Raw genomic sequence first — 16,915 nt, forward strand, 5'->3', positions numbered from 1 at the left:
CTTTTCCCGTCGCTCCGCTCGCCCCGGTAGGCCTCCCCACGGGCTAAACCTAGCGGAACACGCCAGGCAGACTCAGCGCAGACATGGAATCGTCGGCCATCGGATCGTCGTGGATCATGTAGGTCCACGTGGACGTCGGCCGGGCCAGCCGGGAAAGGTCCAGTCCCACTTCACCGTCGACGATATTGGCCGTTTCGAAGGTCTGTTGCGCGGCCTCGATGGCATCGGCGGCCAGCGAGGCGAACGCGTCCACGGCCATCCGGTGGAACTCGTCGAGCGGATTCTGCCTGCCCAGCGCGCGCAGGCTGATGCTCTCCCGGATATCGGCCAGATAGGCCAAGTGATCGGCCCAGCCACGGTCCAGGTGGTACAGCATGATGAGCCGGGCGATCTCCTCCAGCCGCTCCTCGGACACCTGCTCGGCGATCTGTTCGTACCGCTTGGGTGAACGCTCGGCCAATTCCTCGCGGGCCGCCGGGGTGGTCAGCAGCGTGTTGCGCCGGTCCACCAGGATGGCCCGCTGCTGCGCCGTCAGCTGGTTGTACCGCCACGTATTGGCATGCAGGTCAAGCAGTTTGCCCTCGGCGACACGTTGCGCGTGGTCGAGCAGGGCGGCGGCCTTGGGGCTGGTGATCCGGCCGTCCTCGTCGACCTGCAGGGGCAGCTTGTTCGGTTCCAGATGGGCGACCACCACGTCGTCCTCCCAGCTGGAGAAGAACACCGAGGACCCCGGGTCGCCCTGGCGCCCGGCCCGGCCGCGCAGCTGATTGTCCAGCCGCTCGGTGAAGTGCCTGCCGGTGCCGATGACGTGCAGCCCACCCAGCTCCGCAACCCGGTCTTTTTCGGCGGCATGGTCGTCAACGTCGGATCCGCCCAGTCGGATGTCGGTACCGCGGCCGGCCATCTGGGTCGACACGGTCACCCGGTTCAGGGTGCCCGCCTCGGCGATCACGGCGGCCTCTTCCGCGTCGTTCTTGGCGTTGAGCACCACGGCCGGGATGCCGGCCTTGAGCAGCCGCTCGTGCAGCTCCTCGGATTCGGCGACGTCGCGGGTGCCGACCAGGATGGGCTGCCCGGTCCGGTGCACCTCGGCGATGTGCTCGATGATGGCGGCGTTCTTGGCGGCGGCGGTGATGTACACCCGGTCCGGCTCGTCCTCGCGGATGTTCGGGGTGTTCGGCGGGATGGGCGACACCCCCAGCTTGTAGAACTGACGCAACTGCTCGCCGGCGGCCAGGGCGGTGCCGGTCATGCCGCACACCGTCGGGTACCGGTTGATCAGCGCCTGCACCGTGATGGTGTCCAGGACCTCACCGGTTTCGGTGATCTCGATGCCTTCCTTGGCCTCGACCGCGGCCTGCAGTCCGTCCGGCCAACGCTGCAGCGAGGCGATCCGGCCGCGGGAGGCGTTGATCAGGTGCACGGCGTTGTCGCGCACGATGTAGTGCACATCGCGCTCCAGCAGCACGTGCGCGTGCAGCGCGACGTTCACCTCGGTCAGCGTGGTGCTGACGTTCTCCTCGGAGTAGATGTCGATGCCGCCGAGCGCCTTCTCCAGCTTGCGGGCCCCGACGTCGGTGAGTTGCACGTTGCGCCGTTCGGCGTCGGTCTCGTAGTCGGTTCCCGGCGCCAGCTCGCCGACCAACCGGATGATCTCCAGCCGCGGGCTCTCCCGGTGCGAGGTTCCGGCCAGCACCAGGGGTACCAGGGCCTCGTCGACCAGCACGGAGTCGGCTTCGTCGATGAGGGCGACGTCAGGGCTGGGTGACACCAGGTCGTCGACGGAGGTAACCAGCTGATCGCGCAGCACGTCGAAGCCGATCTCGTTGACCGAGCCGTACACGATGTCGCAGGCGTAGGCGTCCCGGCGTTGGGCCGCGGTGGAGTCGGCGGTGATCCAGCCGACCGTCAGACCCATCGCCGCCAGCAGCGGGCCCATCCATTCGGCGTCGCGGCGGGCCAGATAGTCGTTGACCGAGATGACGTGCACCTTGCGCCCGCCGATGGCATAACCGGCCGCGGCAATCGCCCCGGCCAGCGTCTTGCCCTCACCGGTGGCCATCTCCACCACGTCCCCGGCCAGCATCCGCAGGGCGCCGAGCAGCTGCACGTCGAATGGACGCAGCGCAATGGCGCGCTCGGCGGCTTCCCTGGCGATGGCCAGGAACTGCGGGATGTCGGCGGACTCGGCGAGGGCGTCCAGGTTCAGCAGGCCGGCGGCCTTACGCAGCTGCTCGTCGTCGAGGTCGGCGGCCTTCTCGTCGAACTTCGCCGATTCGCGGACCAGCGTCATCGACCTGGCCTGGTCCTTGTCGGTGCTGGCGCCCAGCAGCTTCCAGAACCGATTGCTCAAGCGGCCCTGCTTGGCAGTCGTGGGGGTCTTCGAGGGTTTGGAACTCACAGCCACAGTCATACGGTACGCGGAGCCCATGCCGGCACGGACGGGCTGACCACCCATAAGGCGCCCTTGCCGGGTTGGAGCGGTACCTTGCCGGGATGGATATGTTCACCCCCACGCTGGATTGGGGCGCCGAGCTACCGAAATCGCTGTGGTGGATCGCCATGGTCTGGCTGTATACGGCGATTCCGACTCTGATCATCCTCTTCCTGATCGCGCGCTTCACCACCTGGGGCCGGCAGTTCTGGCGGATCACCGGTGACTATTTCAGGGGCCGCGAGAGCGTCGTGGTGTGGTTGTGGCTGTCCGGCATCCTGCTGTCGGTGATCATCGGGGTCCGCCTCGACGTGTTGCTGAGTTACCAGGGCAACGACATGATGAGCGCCGCACAGACGGCGTTCGAGGGCATCGGCAGCGACAACCAGGCCCTCAAGGACTCCGGCGTCAGCGGCTTCTGGTGGGCGTGGGCGCACTTCGCCGTGTTGGCGACGGTGCACGTCGCCCGCGTCATGTTGGACCTCTTCGTCACCCAGCGGTTCCTGATTCGCTGGCGCGCATGGCTGACGGGTCATCTGACCGGCGACTGGCTGGACGGTAAGGCCTACTACCGCGCCCGGTTCATCGACGACACCATCGACAACCCGGACCAGCGCATCCAGTCCGATATCGACATCTTCACCAACGGCGCGGGCCCGCTGCCGGCCAACCCCAACACGCTGAGCGCCAACATGTTGCTGTTCGGGGCGATCGAGGCGATCGTGAGCGTCGGCTCGTTCGCCGTCATCCTCTGGAACCTGTCCGGTGACCTCTCCTTGTTCGGTGCCACGCTGCCCAGGGCGATGTTCTGGATCGGCATCGTCTACGTCGTGGTGGCCACGATCATCGCGTTCTGGATCGGCCGGCCGATCATCGAATTGAGCTTCCGGAACGAGAAGTTCAACGCCGCCTTCCGGTACGCCCTGGTGCGTTTGCGGGACGCCGCCGAAGCGGTGGCCTTCTACCGCGGCGAGAACGCCGAGCGGGTGCAGCTGCGGGAACGCTTCGCTCCCGTCGTGGACAACTACAAACGCTTCATCAACCGGTCCGTGAAGTTCTACGGCTGGAACCTTTCGATCAGCCAGATCATTGTCCCGCTGCCGTGGATCATCCAGGCACCACGGATGTTCGCCGGGCAGATCAAGCTCGGTGACATCTCGCAGACGTCCTCGGCGTTCAGCCAGATCCAGGGCGGCCTGTCATACTTCCGCAACACCTATGACCAGTTCGCCGGCTGGCGGGCGTCCATCATCCGTCTGCACGGCCTGGTCGTCGCCAACGAGGAGGGCCGGGCGCTGCCCGAGCTGACCTGCGAACCCAGCCAAAGCTGCCTGGTCGAACTCGACGGTGTCGAGGTGCGCACCCCGTTGGGCGAATCGCTGATCGAGGATCTGAACCTGCAGCTGGAAAGTGGTGACACCCTGATCGTCACCGGCCGGTCGGGGGCGGGCAAGACGACGCTGCTGCGCAGCATGGCCCAGTTGTGGCCGTTCACCTCCGGGACGTTCCGCTACCCGCAGGCCGACAACGAGACGATGTTCCTGTCGCAGATGCCGTACGTGCCGCTCGGCGATCTGCGGGCAGTGGTGTCCTATCCGCAGGAGCCGGGCAGCATCCCCGACGAGCGGTTGCACTGGGCGCTGCAGAAGGTGTCCCTGCCGCAATGCTCCAAGCGGCTGGCCGAGGTGGCCGACTGGGCCAAGGTGCTCTCCCCCGGCGAGCAGCAGCGCATCGCGTTCGCGCGGGTGCTACTGACGCGACCGCGGGCGGTGTTCATGGACGAGGCCACCTCCGCGCTCGACGAGGGCCTGGAGTACACCATGTATGCGTTGATCCGGGAGGAGCTGCCGGAGACCATCCTGGTCAGCGTCACCCACCGCAGCACCGTGGGCCAGCACCACGAGAAGCATCTGCATCTGCACGGCGCCGGGCGCTGGTCGCTCGGCGACGTGGGTCGCGATGTCGAGGACCAAGTCACCCCCGTGTGAGCGCCCGCGCCGGGTAGCTTCCCGGCATGGAGATGTTCAGCCAGTCACTGGACTGGGGAAACGAGATCCTCGCGTCGCTGTGGTGGGTCACCAAGGCGTGGACGATCAGCGCGGTCGTCATGGTGGCGGTCACCGCGTTCCTCGCCAGGTACACCGGCTGGGGCCGGCAGTTCTGGCACGTCACAGGCGGGTATTTCGTTGGGCGCCAGAGCATCCCGGTATGGACTCTGCTGGGTGCGCTACTGCTGTCGGTGATGGTCTCGGTCCGGATGGACGTGCTGTTCAGCTACTACGCCAACGACCAGTCCACCGCACTGCAGGTCGCCTTCGAGGGCGCCAGCTCCGGCAATGCTGCGGTGCGCGATTCCGGTATCGACGGGTTCTGGAAATCGATCCTGATCTTCGTGGCGCTGGTCGCCGCCGATATCACCCGCACCCTGCTGGACCTGTACCTCATGCAGTACTTCATCATTCGGTGGCGGGTGTGGCTGACCCGGCATCTCACCGGTGACTGGCTCGATGACCAGGCCTACTACCGCGGGCGGTTCCTCGGTGCGTTCGGCGGCCAACCGGTCGACAACCCCGATCAGCGCATCCAGCAGGACATCGACGTGTTCACCACCGGCACCGGGCCCGAGACCAACACCCCGACGGTGGGGACCGCGCAGACCCTGGTGTTCGGCACCGTCAACGCGGTGCTGTCCGTCGTCGCGTTCACGCCGATCCTGTGGAACCTGGCCGGGCCGCTGACGATCCTGGGGGTGACGATTCCCAAGGCCCTGTTCTGGCTGGCGTTGCTGTGGGTGGCGATGACGACGGTGGTCGCGTTCTGGATCGGCCGCCCGATCATCGGGCTGACCTTCCGCAACGAACGGACCAATGCGGCGTTCCGCTACGCGCTGGTTCGTATCCGGGACGCCGCCGAGGCGGTCAGCCTGTACCGCGGCGAGGACGCCGAGCGGCGCACCCTGGGCGGCCGGTTCGCGGCGATCATCGCCAACTACCGCAGACTGGTGCTGCGCGGGGTGGCGTTCCTGGGCTGGAACCGGTCCATCAGCCAGATCATCTCGCCCCTGCCGCTGGTGGTGCAGGCGCCCCGACTGTTCGCCGGTGAGCTCAAGTTCGGTGACGTCATGCAGTCGGCCGGGGCGTTCGGTTCGGTGCAGAGCTCGTTGAGCTTCTTCCGCGCCGTGTACGACGCGTTCGCCGGCTACCGCGCGGCCATCATCCGGCTGGACGGCTTGGTCACCGCCAATGAACAGGCCAGGGCGCTACCGCGATTGACGGCGACGGACAGCGACGACGGCGGGGTCACGATCGCCGATGTGCGGGTGCGCTCGCCGCTCGGTGACCAGCTCGTCGACGCGCTGGACCTGCGGCTGAGCCCCGGCGACACCTTGGTGATCACCGGCCCGTCGGGCACCGGGAAGACGACCCTGCTGCGCAGTGTGGCCCAAATGTGGCCCTACGCCTCGGGTTCGGTGGCCCACCCGGCCGACGCGATGTTCCTGTCCCAGCTGCCCTACGCCCCGCTCGGTGACCTGCGCGCCGTCGTCGGCTACCCGGCCCCGCCCGGCAGTTACCCCGACGACGCCATCCGCGCCGCGCTCGACGCCGTCACGCTGGGGCATCTGACCGCCCGGTTGGACGAGGAAACCGACTGGGGCAAACAGCTTTCGCCCGGCGAACAGCAGCGCATCGCGTTCGCCAGGGTGCTGCTGGCCCGGCCGGCGGCGGTGTTCCTGGACGAGGCCACCTCGGCACTGGATCCGGGGCAGGAATTCGCGATGTACCGCACGTTGCGCGACGCGCTGCCCGACACCATCGTGGTCAGTGTCAGCCACCGCGACAGCGTCGACCGTCACCACCGTCAGCGGTTGGAACTGCTCGGCGCGGGCCGGTGGCGGCTGACGCCGGTCTAGCCGGCCGGCCTGCCTGCGTGTGCCCCCGTCCGGCGCGCGGCGTGTCCTCCGGCCCGGCGCCCGAAGAAGGAACCCTCACCCAATTGCGTTCCGCTGGCGTAGCCCTCGCCGTCCTGGGCGATGTTCGACGCGCAGGCGCCGGCGGCGTACAGCCCGGGCACCGCGCTGCCGTCCTCACGAAGCACCTCCCCGTCCAGTGACACGGCCAGTCCACCCATGGTGAATCCGGAGTACATCGCCACCCCGAGGGACAGGTCGAACGCTGCGAACGGTCCGGTGTCCTGCGCGGCGATGTAGTCGGGCTGCTTGTGGAAGTCCGGATCCTCGCCGTCGGCCGCGCCGGCGTTGTAGCGCTGCAGGGTGGCGGCCAGATTGCCGGCCGGAATGCCCAGTGCCGCTTCGACTTCGGCGATAGTCTCGTAGCCGTCGATGAACTTGATCAGCGGCATCTCGGGCATCTGCATGTGCGCCTCGTCCACGATCAGATACGCCTGCTGATCGGGCTGGCGCAGCACGAACGCCGACGTGCGCGAGTGGTAGGAATCCTCGGCCACGAAGCGCCGGCCCTGGTTGTTGACGATCACGCCGGTCAGCAGGATCTCCGGCGGGTAGGCCGCCGCGGTGATGAACAGTCCGTCGAGGTTTTTGGCCACCCCACCGGCGGACACCCCGAGTCGGATGCCGAGCCCGTCATCGTGGGGGTTGCCCAGGATGTAGGGCTCGACTTCGCCGTGGTGCTTGGTCTTGCGCTTCTTGCCCAGCGCGGGTGTGTATTCGGCGACCATCTCGGGGTTCATCGCGAACCCCCCCGCGGCGATGACGACGGCCCCGGCCTTGACGGCACCGGTGTTGCCGAAGTTCTTCCAGCTCACCCCGACCACCGCACCGTCGTCGACCACCAGGTTGGTGGCCCCTGTCTCATAACGGATTTCGACGCCGAGCTCGGCCGCCCGCTTCAGCAGGAGCTGGATCACCATATCGGCGCCGCCCAGCTCGCCCGGCACCGGAACCGAATGCCCGCGCGGCGCCGGCTTGGCCTGCTCGCAGAACGGCCACACCTTCTCGTTGCCGGTATAGGACAGCCCCTCGGTGCCCGGCGGCACCACCACCTTGCCCGGGTAGAAGCTGCGCTCGAACTGGAACCCGAGATCCTCAAGCCAATTGAAATGCTCGACGCTGCCTTCGCAGTAGGCGCGGATCTTGTCCAGTTCCGGGTCCTTGGACACCGCGACCAGGTATTTGTACATCTCCTCGGCGGAGTCCTGGTGGCCGGTGGCTTGCTGCACGGCGGTGCCGCCGCCGAGGTAGAAATGTCCCCCCGCCATGGAGGTGGTACCACCGGCGGCCGCGGCGCGTTCCAGCACCAGTACCCGGGCACCGGCCGCGGCGGCACTGACGGCGGCACTGCCGCCGGCGATTCCGAATCCGACGACGACGACGTCGAATTCGCCGGACCAGTCGGTGACATCCTTGGCGTCGACGGTGTCGGGGGTGGTGATGCTCACGTGCTGCTCTCCTGTTTCACATGGTCGAAGAAGGCCTGGATCTCGGGTGGGATGTAGGCATATTCGAGGTAGGGGACCCCGGCGTCGGCGGCGCTGACATAGCCGAACCGCATACCGCCGGGCATGACGCCGCGCTGGACCACCGGAGCACCCCGTGCGTGCGCCTGGTCGAGGGCCGCTTCGAACGCGTCGGCATCCGGGGCCGCCACGCAGATGTGGTGTAGGCCGGGACCGTTGGCGTCGAGGAACTCGGTGTAGATGCTGGCCCCCTGCACCGGGGCGATCAGTTCCAACTGGGTGTCGCCGGCGTAGCTGAGCGAGATGTCGGCGGTGAAGTCCGCGGGCGCATCGCGGTAGGTGCAGCCGTCGGGCCCGAAGTGCACCGCAGGCATGCGCACCCAGCGCCGCGCACCGAGCAACGCCGACAAGGTGGCTTCGGTGGCGTCCAGGTCGCGCGTCACCCAGGCTATCTGGACAGGTGTCTGACTCAGCATCGATCTGAGGATATCCCGCCCCACCCAGCGTGGCTAGAACGTGTTCTAGTTTCCTGTCACGGCGTCGACGGCCAGCCGGATCTGGCCGTCGAAGACCGGCCGCACGTCGGTCAGGGTGTCGGGGCCGTACTGACCGAAGACCTCCAGACTGATCGCCCCCACCAGGGTGGCCCACAGCATGAAGCACTTGAGCAGGGCGCGATCGCCACCGGGAAATCCGTACTCGACGCGCACCGCCTGGAAATCACCCGACAGGGGTTGGGGCAGCGGGTCTTTCGGATCCGGAATATCCCCGGCGGTGATGCCGTCGGCAATGGCGGCGATCAGCGCCGCGATCACCCTGGTGCCCGGCTCGACCGTGATCTCGGCGGGCGCGCGGTAGCCGGGCACCGGACTTCCGTAGAGCAGGGCCCACCGCGCCGGCTGGTCGACAGCCCACGCCCGCGCGGCATGGGCCATCGCGACCACCCGGTCGGCCCAGGAACCACTTCCGGCGGTAGCAGCGGCGGCGGTACCTGGATTGCCGCCTCCGGCGGCGTCGACCGCGTCGGCGAGCTCCCCGTAGGCGTCCACCAACAGCAACGTCAGCAGGTCGTCCCGACTGGCCACGTAGCGGTACACCGCCGAGGAGACCATGCCGAGGTCCCTGGCCACGGCGCGCAACGACAGCCCGGCCGCACCATCGGTGACCAGGTGCCGCCTGCCGACCTCGATGATCTGGGCCTCGATACGGTCGCGCGCGTCCTGCCGTTTCCCCATGCGGTCAGTCTGCCACGAAACGAGAACACTGCTCTTGATTTGTCGAGCGTCGCGTGGCACGCTCAAACCAAGAGCATCGCTCTCGAAAAATTGGAGGAATTTCATGACCCTGCGTTACGACGAACCGAGCCGGACCGCCAAGGCGGGCAATCAGCTGATCCGCTGGCTCGCCGAGGCCGGCATCAGCATCGCCGGCACCCGGGCGCTGCGCGTCCGCGGCCGGCGCACCGGGCGATGGCAGGCCGTGGTGGTCAACGTGCTCAGCGTGGACGGCCGCGACTACCTGGTCTCACCGCGCGGCAACACCCAATGGGCCCGCAATGCGCGGGCCGCGGGGTCGGTCCAGCTGGGACCGTGGTGGCGACGACGGCAGGTCAGGGCTGTCGAAATTCCCGACGCCGCCAAACCGGAACTGGTGAAGCGCTACCTCGACCGCTGGTTCTGGGAGGTCAAGGGTCACATCGGCGGCTTGACACCGGATGCCACCGACGCCGAGCTGCGGGTGAAGACGGTCTCGATACCGGTGTTCGAATTGGTCGACTGAATCGCGGTGGCCTCGATGATCTGCTGCCCGGTGGACTCGAACGAGACGGCCGCGGGCAGCTGCCCCCAGGTGCTGTTGAACAACCCGATGATCACCGCGCGACCGTCGGCCGTCGGCACGTACACCGGGCCGCCCGAATCGCCCTTCTGGCTGACCACGCCGTTGGTCATGGTGAACCACCCGTTGTTCACGGCGTTGATGGTGCCGCAGGTCTCGCCGGTGACGATGCCGAAGTGGCAGACCGGCTGACCCGGCTTCTGCACCGCCAACTCCGGGTCGGACACCAGCGCACGGCCGCCGGGCAGCACATCGACCAGCTGCACGTCGGGGGCCAGCGCGATGGCCTCCCAGTCGGTGATCTGGTAATCGGCGGTGATGGTCGCGCCGTCAGGGGTGTTGTCCCTGGACAGGGTCACCGCGCCGATGACATTGCCGTCCCGGTCGGTGACCGGTCCGTCGCCGCGGCAGTGACCGGCCGTCAGCGCTGAGCGCGACGCCATGTCGACATAACCGAGGGTGCACATGGTGCTGCCCTGCCGTATCTCCATGCCGGGATAGACGGTGGGACCGGGATTGACTCCCGGACTGGCACCCGGATTGGCGAATGCGGGGGCGGCGGCCACCGGCGCACCGGCCGCGAGAACGGCAACGAGGATGCTCAACAGACGTGCGCGCACGAATCCCTCCGATCCCTCCATCCGCGGTGAGTCCGACGCTACCGGGATGCTGAGGTGTAGATCGGGTAACGGCCCGATCCCGTTACAACAACGCCGGCCCGGACGGCAAGAATCCGGGCCGGCGTGTCGCGAGGGAAATTACGGAATGGTCAGAACCTGACCCGGGTGGATCAGATCGGGGTTCGGCACCCCGCTCGCATCGGCGATTCGCTGGTACTGGTTCCCGTCACCGTAGAACCGCTCGGAGATCGCCCACAGCGTGTCCCCCGGCACGACGGTGTAGGTGCGCGGCGCCGGCGGCGCCTCGGGTGCTGGGGGCTCCGGCGCGGAGGCAGGCTCGGCCGGGGCCTCCTGGGCAGCCAGTTCGACGTCCGGATCGGCCGGTGCGGGCTCGGCGACCGGCGGCGCGGGCGGCGCCTCATCGGTAGCCGGCGGCGACGGCGCCTCATCGGTATCGGTCCCCGACGCCCAGGCCACCCCGTCGAATCCGTACAACACCAGATTGCGGTCGTTCTGCAAGATCAGGCGCACATCCTTGGCACCCTTGGTGTCGCTGTGCCACACCGGCTTGTCCGGGGTGTACAGGACGAAATTGCCATCCTCCTGCACCTCGGCGCGCACCACGTTCTGGCCGTTGGTCTCGGTGGACCAGACGGCGGTGTCACCGCTGTACAGCACGAAATTGCCGTCGTCCTGCAATGTCGCCCGGTAGGCGCCGTTCTCGGACGTCAGCGATTGACCCTGCTCCAGCTTCTCCCCTTTGTGCAGCCTGTCTCCCATGTCGCTCTCCCCTTCGTCTCGACGGTTGACGGGGCCTGAGCCTACTGAGAAAAAGCGGCCACGGGGCCGGTTGCGCTCTGCCGAAGCCGAACACTTGGCGAACTTTGTGTGCGGTCAGGAATCGAATCCCAGACCCAGCCGGTCCAGGGTGCGCAACAGCAGGTTGCGCCGTCCCGCCGAGTGGTCGGCCCGGTCCAGCGACCACCGGGTGGCCTGGATGCCGACACTGGCCAGCGGTTCCGGCGGGAACGGCAGCGGCTTGCGCCGAACCATCTCCAATTCCGTCCGGGCCGTCGGCTTTCCATCCAGCAAGTCCAGACATACGTCGGCGGCGAATCGGGTGGCACCCACCCCGAGGCCGGTGAAGCCGTTGACGTAGGCGACCCGGCCGCCGTGCGCGGTGCCCCAATGGGCGCAGAACCGGGTATTGGTGTCGATGGCCCCGGCCCACCGATGGGTGAACCGGACATCGTCGAGTTGGGGGAAGGTCAGGAAGAAGTGCGCGGCCAGCCGGCGGTAGGTCTGCGGACGGTCCTCATAGGCCGGATCGACGCGGCGACCGAAGTGGTAGACGGCGTCGTAACCACCCCACACGATGCGGTTGTCCGCCGTCCGGCGGTAGTAGTGAAACTGGTTGGCGCAGTCGCCGATTCCCTGCCGGTTGCGCCAGCCGATCCGGTCCAGCTGGGCATCGGACAGCGGCTCGGTGGCCAGCACGTAGTCGTAGACCGGCACGGTGTACCACCGGTTCCGGCGCAGCAGGCTGCGAAAGACATTGGTGGCCAACACCACCCGCTGGGCCGTGATCACGCCCGCACCGGTGTCCACCCGCGTCCCCGATCCCGTCGCCTGTAGCGACAACGCCCGGGTGTGTTCGTGTATCTGCACCCCGCCCTCGGCCGCCGCCCGGGCCAGTTCCAGTGCCAGCTTGGCCGGATGCACGATCGCCACGCTGTCGGCCTCGAACAGACCGGCCAGATACGTCGGCGACGCCACTTCCGCGCGCACCTGCGCCTGATCCAGGAACGTCCCGGTGTCGGCGGCGGCCAACTCGCTCACCTGGTGCGGTTCGGTGGCCACCGTCAGCATGCCGGTGCGCTCCCACTGCACGTCCAGGCCCAGCCGCTCGATATCGGCGGCCATCCCGTCCAGGTTCTCCATGCCCATCGCCTCGAGCACGTCGATCTCGCGCGGCCAGCGCGATCTCCCGTTCTCATGGCCGTGCGTCAGGCTGGCCTCGACGAATCCACCGTTGCGACCCGATGCCGCCCAGCCGATCCGCTCCCCCTCGATCAGCACGATGCGCTGGCCGGGGTTGCGCCGGGCGGCCTGCACCGCCGTCCACAACCCGGTGTAGCCGCCGCCGACGATCAACAGGTCGCACGTGACGGCGCCCGACAGCGCCGGGTGATGCGGGCGGGGAATGTCGAGCCACATCGACCCGAAAGTGCTGGCGTCCAACGACCGCGCGATCAATGCGGGGTCGACGGGGGCGTCGAAGGCGGTTTTCACCCCGCCACACTACGGGGCGCCCCGGCGAACCTCGTCAGTACCGGCCCGACGATGGCCAGCACGAACACATACGGGGTGGCGACCGCCTCGACCGCGGGCACGGTTGCCCCGACCAGGCCGATGATGACGAGCGAGAATTCGCCGCGCACGATCAAGGCCGTCCCGGCCCGCAATTGGCCCGGGCGGGCCACGTCGTCGCGGCGGGCGGCGAACATGCCCGTCGCCACCTTGGTGCCCGCGGTGACGACGGCCAGCGCCAGCGCGGCCGGCAACATCGGAATCAGGTCGGCCGGATTCACCGACAGCCCGATCGCCAGGAAGAAGATGGCGGCGAAGAGATCCCGCAGCGGACCGAGCACCATGCGGGCCCGGTCCGCCGCCTCGCCCGTCAGGGTCAGCCCCACCAGGAAGGCACCGACAGCCGCCGAGGCATGGATCAGTTCGGCGAGCGCGGCGACGATCAGCGTCAGCCCCATGATCCGCAGCAGCAGTTGTTCGTTGTCCGGGTGGGCGACCAGCCGGCCCACCAGGTGGCCCCATCGGTAGGAGGCCACGAAGGCCAACACCAGTGCCGAGACGGCGATCCCCATCCCGAACACGGCATGCGCCAAGCTGCCGCCGGCCGCGAGCACGGCCAGCAGCGGGAGGTAGGCGGCCATCGCGAAATCCTCGAGTACCAGGATGGACAGCACCGCGGGTGTCTCCCGGTTGCCGAGCCGGCGCAGGTCGTCGAGCAGCCGGGCAATCACCCCCGACGAGGAGATGTAGGTGACCCCGGCCAGGGCCAGGATGCCGACCCCGCCGACGCCGAGCAGCCAGCCGGCGATGGCACCGGGTACCGCGTTGAGGATCAGGTCCACCCACGCCGAAGGCAGATGGCGGCGCAGGCTGGCGGCGAACTCGCCGATGGAGAACTCCAGTCCCAGGGTGAGCAGCAGCAGCACCACGCCGATCGTCGCCCCGGTGGTGACGAACTCGTCGGCGGCCGGGATGTGCGCCACCCCGCCCTCCCCGAGGGCCAGGCCGGCGGCCAGATACAGCGGGATCGGCGACAGCGCGAACCGGCGTGCCGCGGTGCCGAGCACGGTGAGCACGGCCAGGATGATGCCGAGCTCCAGTAGCAGTGCCGCCGACACTTGCACGGATCAGCCCCCCGGCTCAGCCGTCGACGACGATGTTGCTGACGCCGGAGATACCCTCCTCGGTGCCGATCACCACCAGCACGTCGCCGACCCGCAGTGGCTCGGCCGGACCCGGCGAGGCCAGCACCTCTTCGTCGCGCACGATGGCGACGATCGACGCACCGGTGCGGGTCCGCGCCCGGGTGTCACCCAACGGCCGGTCGACGAACGGGCTGCCCTCCGGGATGTGCACCTGGCCGGCATCGAGTCCGGGCACCTCGCGGGTCAGATCGGCGAACCGTTCGGCGATCCGCGGCGCGCCCAGGATCTGGGCCAGCGCCTCGGCTTCTTCGTCGGTGAGCCGGAACATCTCCCTGGCCTGATCCGGGTCCTGCTTGGGATAAACCACCAACTCGAATTCGCCGCTGCGCCGGGCCACCACCCCGATCCGGTCCCCGGTGCGGGTATCGAATTCGAACCGCAGCCCGACGCCGGGAAGCAGGACTTCCTTGACATCCATGCGCCCATCCTGGCCGAATGCGGCTGCGCCCGCCGCTACTTCGGTGAAACCGCGGCTTCGCGCGGCGACCAGCCCGGCGGCCCGAACGCATAGCCGAGCCGGTCCCGCCATCGCCGCGCCGACCGGACGTCGCGGGCAATGGCCAGGTATTCGTGGGTCTGCAGCGTCCAGATGTTGTAACTGTCGACCTGTTTGGTCAGCCCGTAGTGCGGCCGGAACTCCTCGGCTTGGAAGGTGCCGAACAGCCGGTCCCACAGGATGAAGACGCCGCCGTAGTTGCGGTCCAGGTACAGCCGGTCCATGCCGTGGTGCACCCGGTGGTGCGACGGCGTGTTGAACACGAATTCGAGCGGCCGCCATAGTTTGTCGATACGTTCGGTGTGCACCCAGAACTGATAGATCAGGTTCACCGAGAAGCTGGCGAACACCATCCACGGAGGAACACCCAGCAGTGGCAACGGGATCCACATCAAGATCTCGCCGCTGTTGTTCCACTTCTGGCGCAGTGCGGTGGCGAAGTTGAAGTACTGGCTGGAGTGGTGGGCCTGATGGGTGGCCCAGATCAGCCGCACCCGGTGCGCGATGCGGTGATAGGTGTAGAACAACAGGTCGACGCCGACCAGCGCGATGACCCACGTGTACCACCGGGTGGCCGACAGGTGCCAGGGCGCAAGGTAGGCGTAGATGGCCGAATAAGCCAGCAGCGCACCACCTTTCCAGGCGGCAGTGGTGGCCACCGAGACCAGTCCCATCGACAGGCTGGCCCACGCGTCGCGGCGCGAGTAGGCGCCGGCGGCCGGGCGCTCCCCTGCGAGGGTCTCCAGCTTGCGCGCGGCCGTCCACTCCAGCACCAGCAACAGCAGGAAGAACGGGATGGCGAACAACACCGGGTCACGCATCGGCGCCGGCAGCGCGTCCAGCAACACGCGGATACCGTCCATGGCGGTCAGCCTAGGTGGCTCACCGGAAACTCAGCACCTCGGCACCCCAGGTCACCCGCTGGGCCCGGTCCGGGTCGGCGACCACCTCGTCCTCGCGGCCGATGATCAGGGTGGCCCGCTCGTCGGGTCGGTACTCCGGCCAGGCGGGGTGTTGCGGGCCGGCGTCCGGTCCGGCACCTGAGGCAAACCCGGTCCACCGGGCACGCATCCGCTCCGACACCGCCGCACCGGCCGCCAGGCCGCCGAGTTTGAAGGTCGGGTCTTTCGGCCCCATCACCAGATTGCCCCACACATAGGGCAATTCGGTGGCGTGGGCGGCATCCAGGCGCAGTAGTTTCAGCATCAGGGTGGCCCAGTCGAACCGGTACATGTACACCGGCGCCACAGCGCTGTGGCCTTCGGCGAACCAGATGGACGGCATCCGGAAGCCGACGTCACGAGCCACCCCGAGCGCGGGTTTGCGACCTCGGCCGCGGTAGACGGCGGTGATCTCCTCCTCGGTGGGGATCTGCACACCGGGCTGTTCGGTGGCGATCGCGGCGAACATGTCGCGCAGCGTATGCGGGGCGATCGGCATCAACGGCGAGCGCATCCATCGGAACAGGGCGGCCTCGTGCCGGTTGGTCCCGATGATCAGCGGCACCGGGTGGGTACGGCCGGCGCGGGCGGCCTGTGCTGGGTAATCCGGCACCAGGTCGCCGTCGACGATCGGGACGAACGCCAGGGTGCCGGGGAAGCGCCGGGGCACATCGTTGTAGAGCCGCTTGGATGCGGCGATGACCCGTTCCACGGGGATATCGCGCAGCCGGTCGGTCTCGCCGGGCCGCACGCCGAGGCGGTCGAGGAACTGCTCGGCGATCCGGCGGGCCCGGTCCCGGTCGTAGACGGAGGTGACGGGCGCACTCTGGGCGATGGCGCGGTGGAACAACCCGGCGGCAGCTGGACTGGCCATCAACGTGGTGAGGATGCCCGCTCCGGCGGATTCACCGAACAGCGTGACATTGCTCGGGTCGCCGCCGAACGCGGCGATATTGTCCTGCACCCATCGCAGGGCCGAAAGGACGTCGCGCACACCGATATTGGTGTCGAACCCGGGGCCGAACGAGGACAGGTCCAGAAATCCCAGCGCGCCGAGCCGGTAGTTCATGGTCACCACCACGACATCCCCGCCGCCGGCGAGTTCGCGGCCGCGGTACAGCGGCTGGGCCGACGATCCGAGCGCGTAGGCGCCGCCGTGCACCCACACCATGACGGGCTTGGCGCCGCCGGACGTCGACGGCGCCCACACGTTCAGCGTCAGGCAGTCACCGCCCTGCGGTGCACCCAGGTCCAGCGGGATGTGCGGATCGGTCTGCTGCGGGCACACCGGGCCGAAGCGGGTGGCGTCGGCGGGTTCGGTCCAGCGTTGCGGCGGCACGGGCGCGCGCCAGCGCAGTTCACCCACCGGGGGCGCGGCATAGCGGATGCCCAGCCACTGCCGGACGATGCCGTCGTCGATTCCGCGGACGGGGCCGTATCCGGTGACGGTGTCGGTATCGGGGATCACAAGTGCCTCCCATCGGTTCGATGCCCAACCACACCACGGTAGCGGCGACGGCCCGCCGATAGCCCGCGGAGAGATTCATTCGCCGTGGACGCAACCCTGTCGGAGCCGTCACACGGGGCCTGACCTCGCCGCTCATCGGGCAACCACACCCTTGGCCACCGCGACCGGGCCG

Annotated in this window: 14 protein-coding genes; 3 read left to right on the forward strand and 11 right to left on the reverse strand. The window is 68.3% G+C overall.

Features of this window, described 5'->3' with window-relative positions:
- Nucleotides 1–49: 49 nt before the first annotated feature.
- Nucleotides 50–2,401, reverse strand: coding sequence for an accessory Sec system translocase SecA2 (gene secA2 / locus AWB94_RS31950; protein WP_457920260.1), 2,352 nt, complete (start codon nt 2,399–2,401; stop codon nt 50–52).
- A gap of 95 nt (nt 2,402–2,496) precedes the next feature.
- Between secA2 and AWB94_RS31955 the strand changes: the two genes are divergently transcribed.
- Together AWB94_RS31955 and AWB94_RS31960 are read left to right on the forward strand one after the other, a co-directional pair.
- On the forward strand, nt 2,497–4,422 hold the full coding sequence (locus AWB94_RS31955) for an ABC transporter ATP-binding protein/permease (RefSeq protein ID WP_062656946.1): 1,926 nt from the start codon (nt 2,497–2,499) through the stop codon (nt 4,420–4,422).
- Nucleotides 4,423–4,448: 26 nt separating this feature from the next.
- On the forward strand, nt 4,449–6,344 hold the full coding sequence (locus AWB94_RS31960; protein WP_062656945.1) for an ABC transporter ATP-binding protein/permease: 1,896 nt from the start codon (nt 4,449–4,451) through the stop codon (nt 6,342–6,344).
- Here the strand turns inward: AWB94_RS31960 and AWB94_RS31965 are convergent.
- From AWB94_RS31965 to AWB94_RS31975, 3 genes are read right to left on the reverse strand one after another with little or no spacing between them, the layout of a single operon-like run.
- Nucleotides 6,341–7,849: an FAD-binding protein gene (locus tag AWB94_RS31965; protein WP_062656944.1), complete on the reverse strand. Its 1,509-nt coding sequence runs from the start codon at nt 7,847–7,849 to the stop codon at nt 6,341–6,343. The two genes, AWB94_RS31960 and AWB94_RS31965, sit on opposite strands and share 4 nt — an antisense overlap.
- Nucleotides 7,846–8,343: a VOC family protein gene (locus AWB94_RS31970; RefSeq protein WP_062656943.1), complete on the reverse strand. Its 498-nt coding sequence runs from the start codon at nt 8,341–8,343 to the stop codon at nt 7,846–7,848. Before AWB94_RS31970 ends, AWB94_RS31965 begins: the two co-directional genes overlap by 4 nt.
- Before the next feature lie 45 nt (nt 8,344–8,388).
- Nucleotides 8,389–9,102 carry a TetR/AcrR family transcriptional regulator gene (locus AWB94_RS31975; RefSeq protein WP_062656942.1) on the reverse strand — a complete coding sequence of 238 codons (714 nt, stop codon included), beginning with the start codon at nt 9,100–9,102 and terminating at the stop codon, nt 8,389–8,391.
- A 103-nt stretch (nt 9,103–9,205) separates the two neighbouring features.
- Here AWB94_RS31975 and AWB94_RS31980 point away from each other — a divergent pair, with 103 nt between their 5' ends.
- Nucleotides 9,206–9,646 carry a nitroreductase/quinone reductase family protein gene (locus AWB94_RS31980; protein WP_062656941.1) on the forward strand — a complete coding sequence of 147 codons (441 nt, stop codon included), beginning with the start codon at nt 9,206–9,208 and terminating at the stop codon, nt 9,644–9,646.
- On the opposite strand, the gene AWB94_RS31985 is transcribed toward AWB94_RS31980, so the two are convergent.
- The 7 genes from AWB94_RS31985 to AWB94_RS32015 all read right to left on the reverse strand — a co-directional run bounded on the left by AWB94_RS31985 (nt 9,559) and on the right by AWB94_RS32015 (nt 16,743).
- A complete protein-coding gene (locus tag AWB94_RS31985) occupies nt 9,559–10,323 on the reverse strand; it encodes an Rv1815 family serine proteinase (RefSeq protein ID WP_234811954.1) in 765 nt (254 codons plus the stop codon). The two genes, AWB94_RS31980 and AWB94_RS31985, sit on opposite strands and share 88 nt — an antisense overlap.
- 138 nt (nt 10,324–10,461) lie before the next feature.
- Nucleotides 10,462–11,103, reverse strand: coding sequence for a LysM peptidoglycan-binding domain-containing protein (locus AWB94_RS31990; RefSeq protein ID WP_062656940.1), 642 nt, complete (start codon nt 11,101–11,103; stop codon nt 10,462–10,464).
- Between the two features lie 114 nt (nt 11,104–11,217).
- On the reverse strand, nt 11,218–12,615 hold the full coding sequence (locus AWB94_RS31995) for an NAD(P)/FAD-dependent oxidoreductase (RefSeq protein ID WP_062656939.1): 1,398 nt from the start codon (nt 12,613–12,615) through the stop codon (nt 11,218–11,220).
- The gene (locus AWB94_RS32000; RefSeq protein WP_062656938.1) at nt 12,612–13,757 is read right to left on the reverse strand and encodes a cation:proton antiporter; all 1,146 of its coding nucleotides are present in this window, start codon (nt 13,755–13,757) and stop codon (nt 12,612–12,614) included. Before AWB94_RS32000 ends, AWB94_RS31995 begins: the two co-directional genes overlap by 4 nt.
- A gap of 16 nt (nt 13,758–13,773) precedes the next feature.
- Nucleotides 13,774–14,256, reverse strand: coding sequence for a cation:proton antiporter regulatory subunit (locus tag AWB94_RS32005; RefSeq protein WP_062656937.1), 483 nt, complete (start codon nt 14,254–14,256; stop codon nt 13,774–13,776).
- A 35-nt stretch (nt 14,257–14,291) separates the two neighbouring features.
- Nucleotides 14,292–15,197, reverse strand: coding sequence for a sterol desaturase family protein (locus tag AWB94_RS32010; RefSeq protein WP_062656936.1), 906 nt, complete (start codon nt 15,195–15,197; stop codon nt 14,292–14,294).
- A gap of 19 nt (nt 15,198–15,216) precedes the next feature.
- Entirely contained in the window at nt 15,217–16,743 is a 1,527-nt protein-coding gene (locus AWB94_RS32015; protein ID WP_062656935.1) for a carboxylesterase/lipase family protein, read from the reverse strand.
- Nucleotides 16,744–16,915: the final 172 nt, after the last annotated feature.

It is taken from the genome of Mycolicibacterium canariasense, from assembly GCF_002101555.1.
Classification (GTDB): Bacteria; Actinomycetota; Actinomycetes; order Mycobacteriales; family Mycobacteriaceae; genus Mycobacterium; species Mycobacterium canariasense.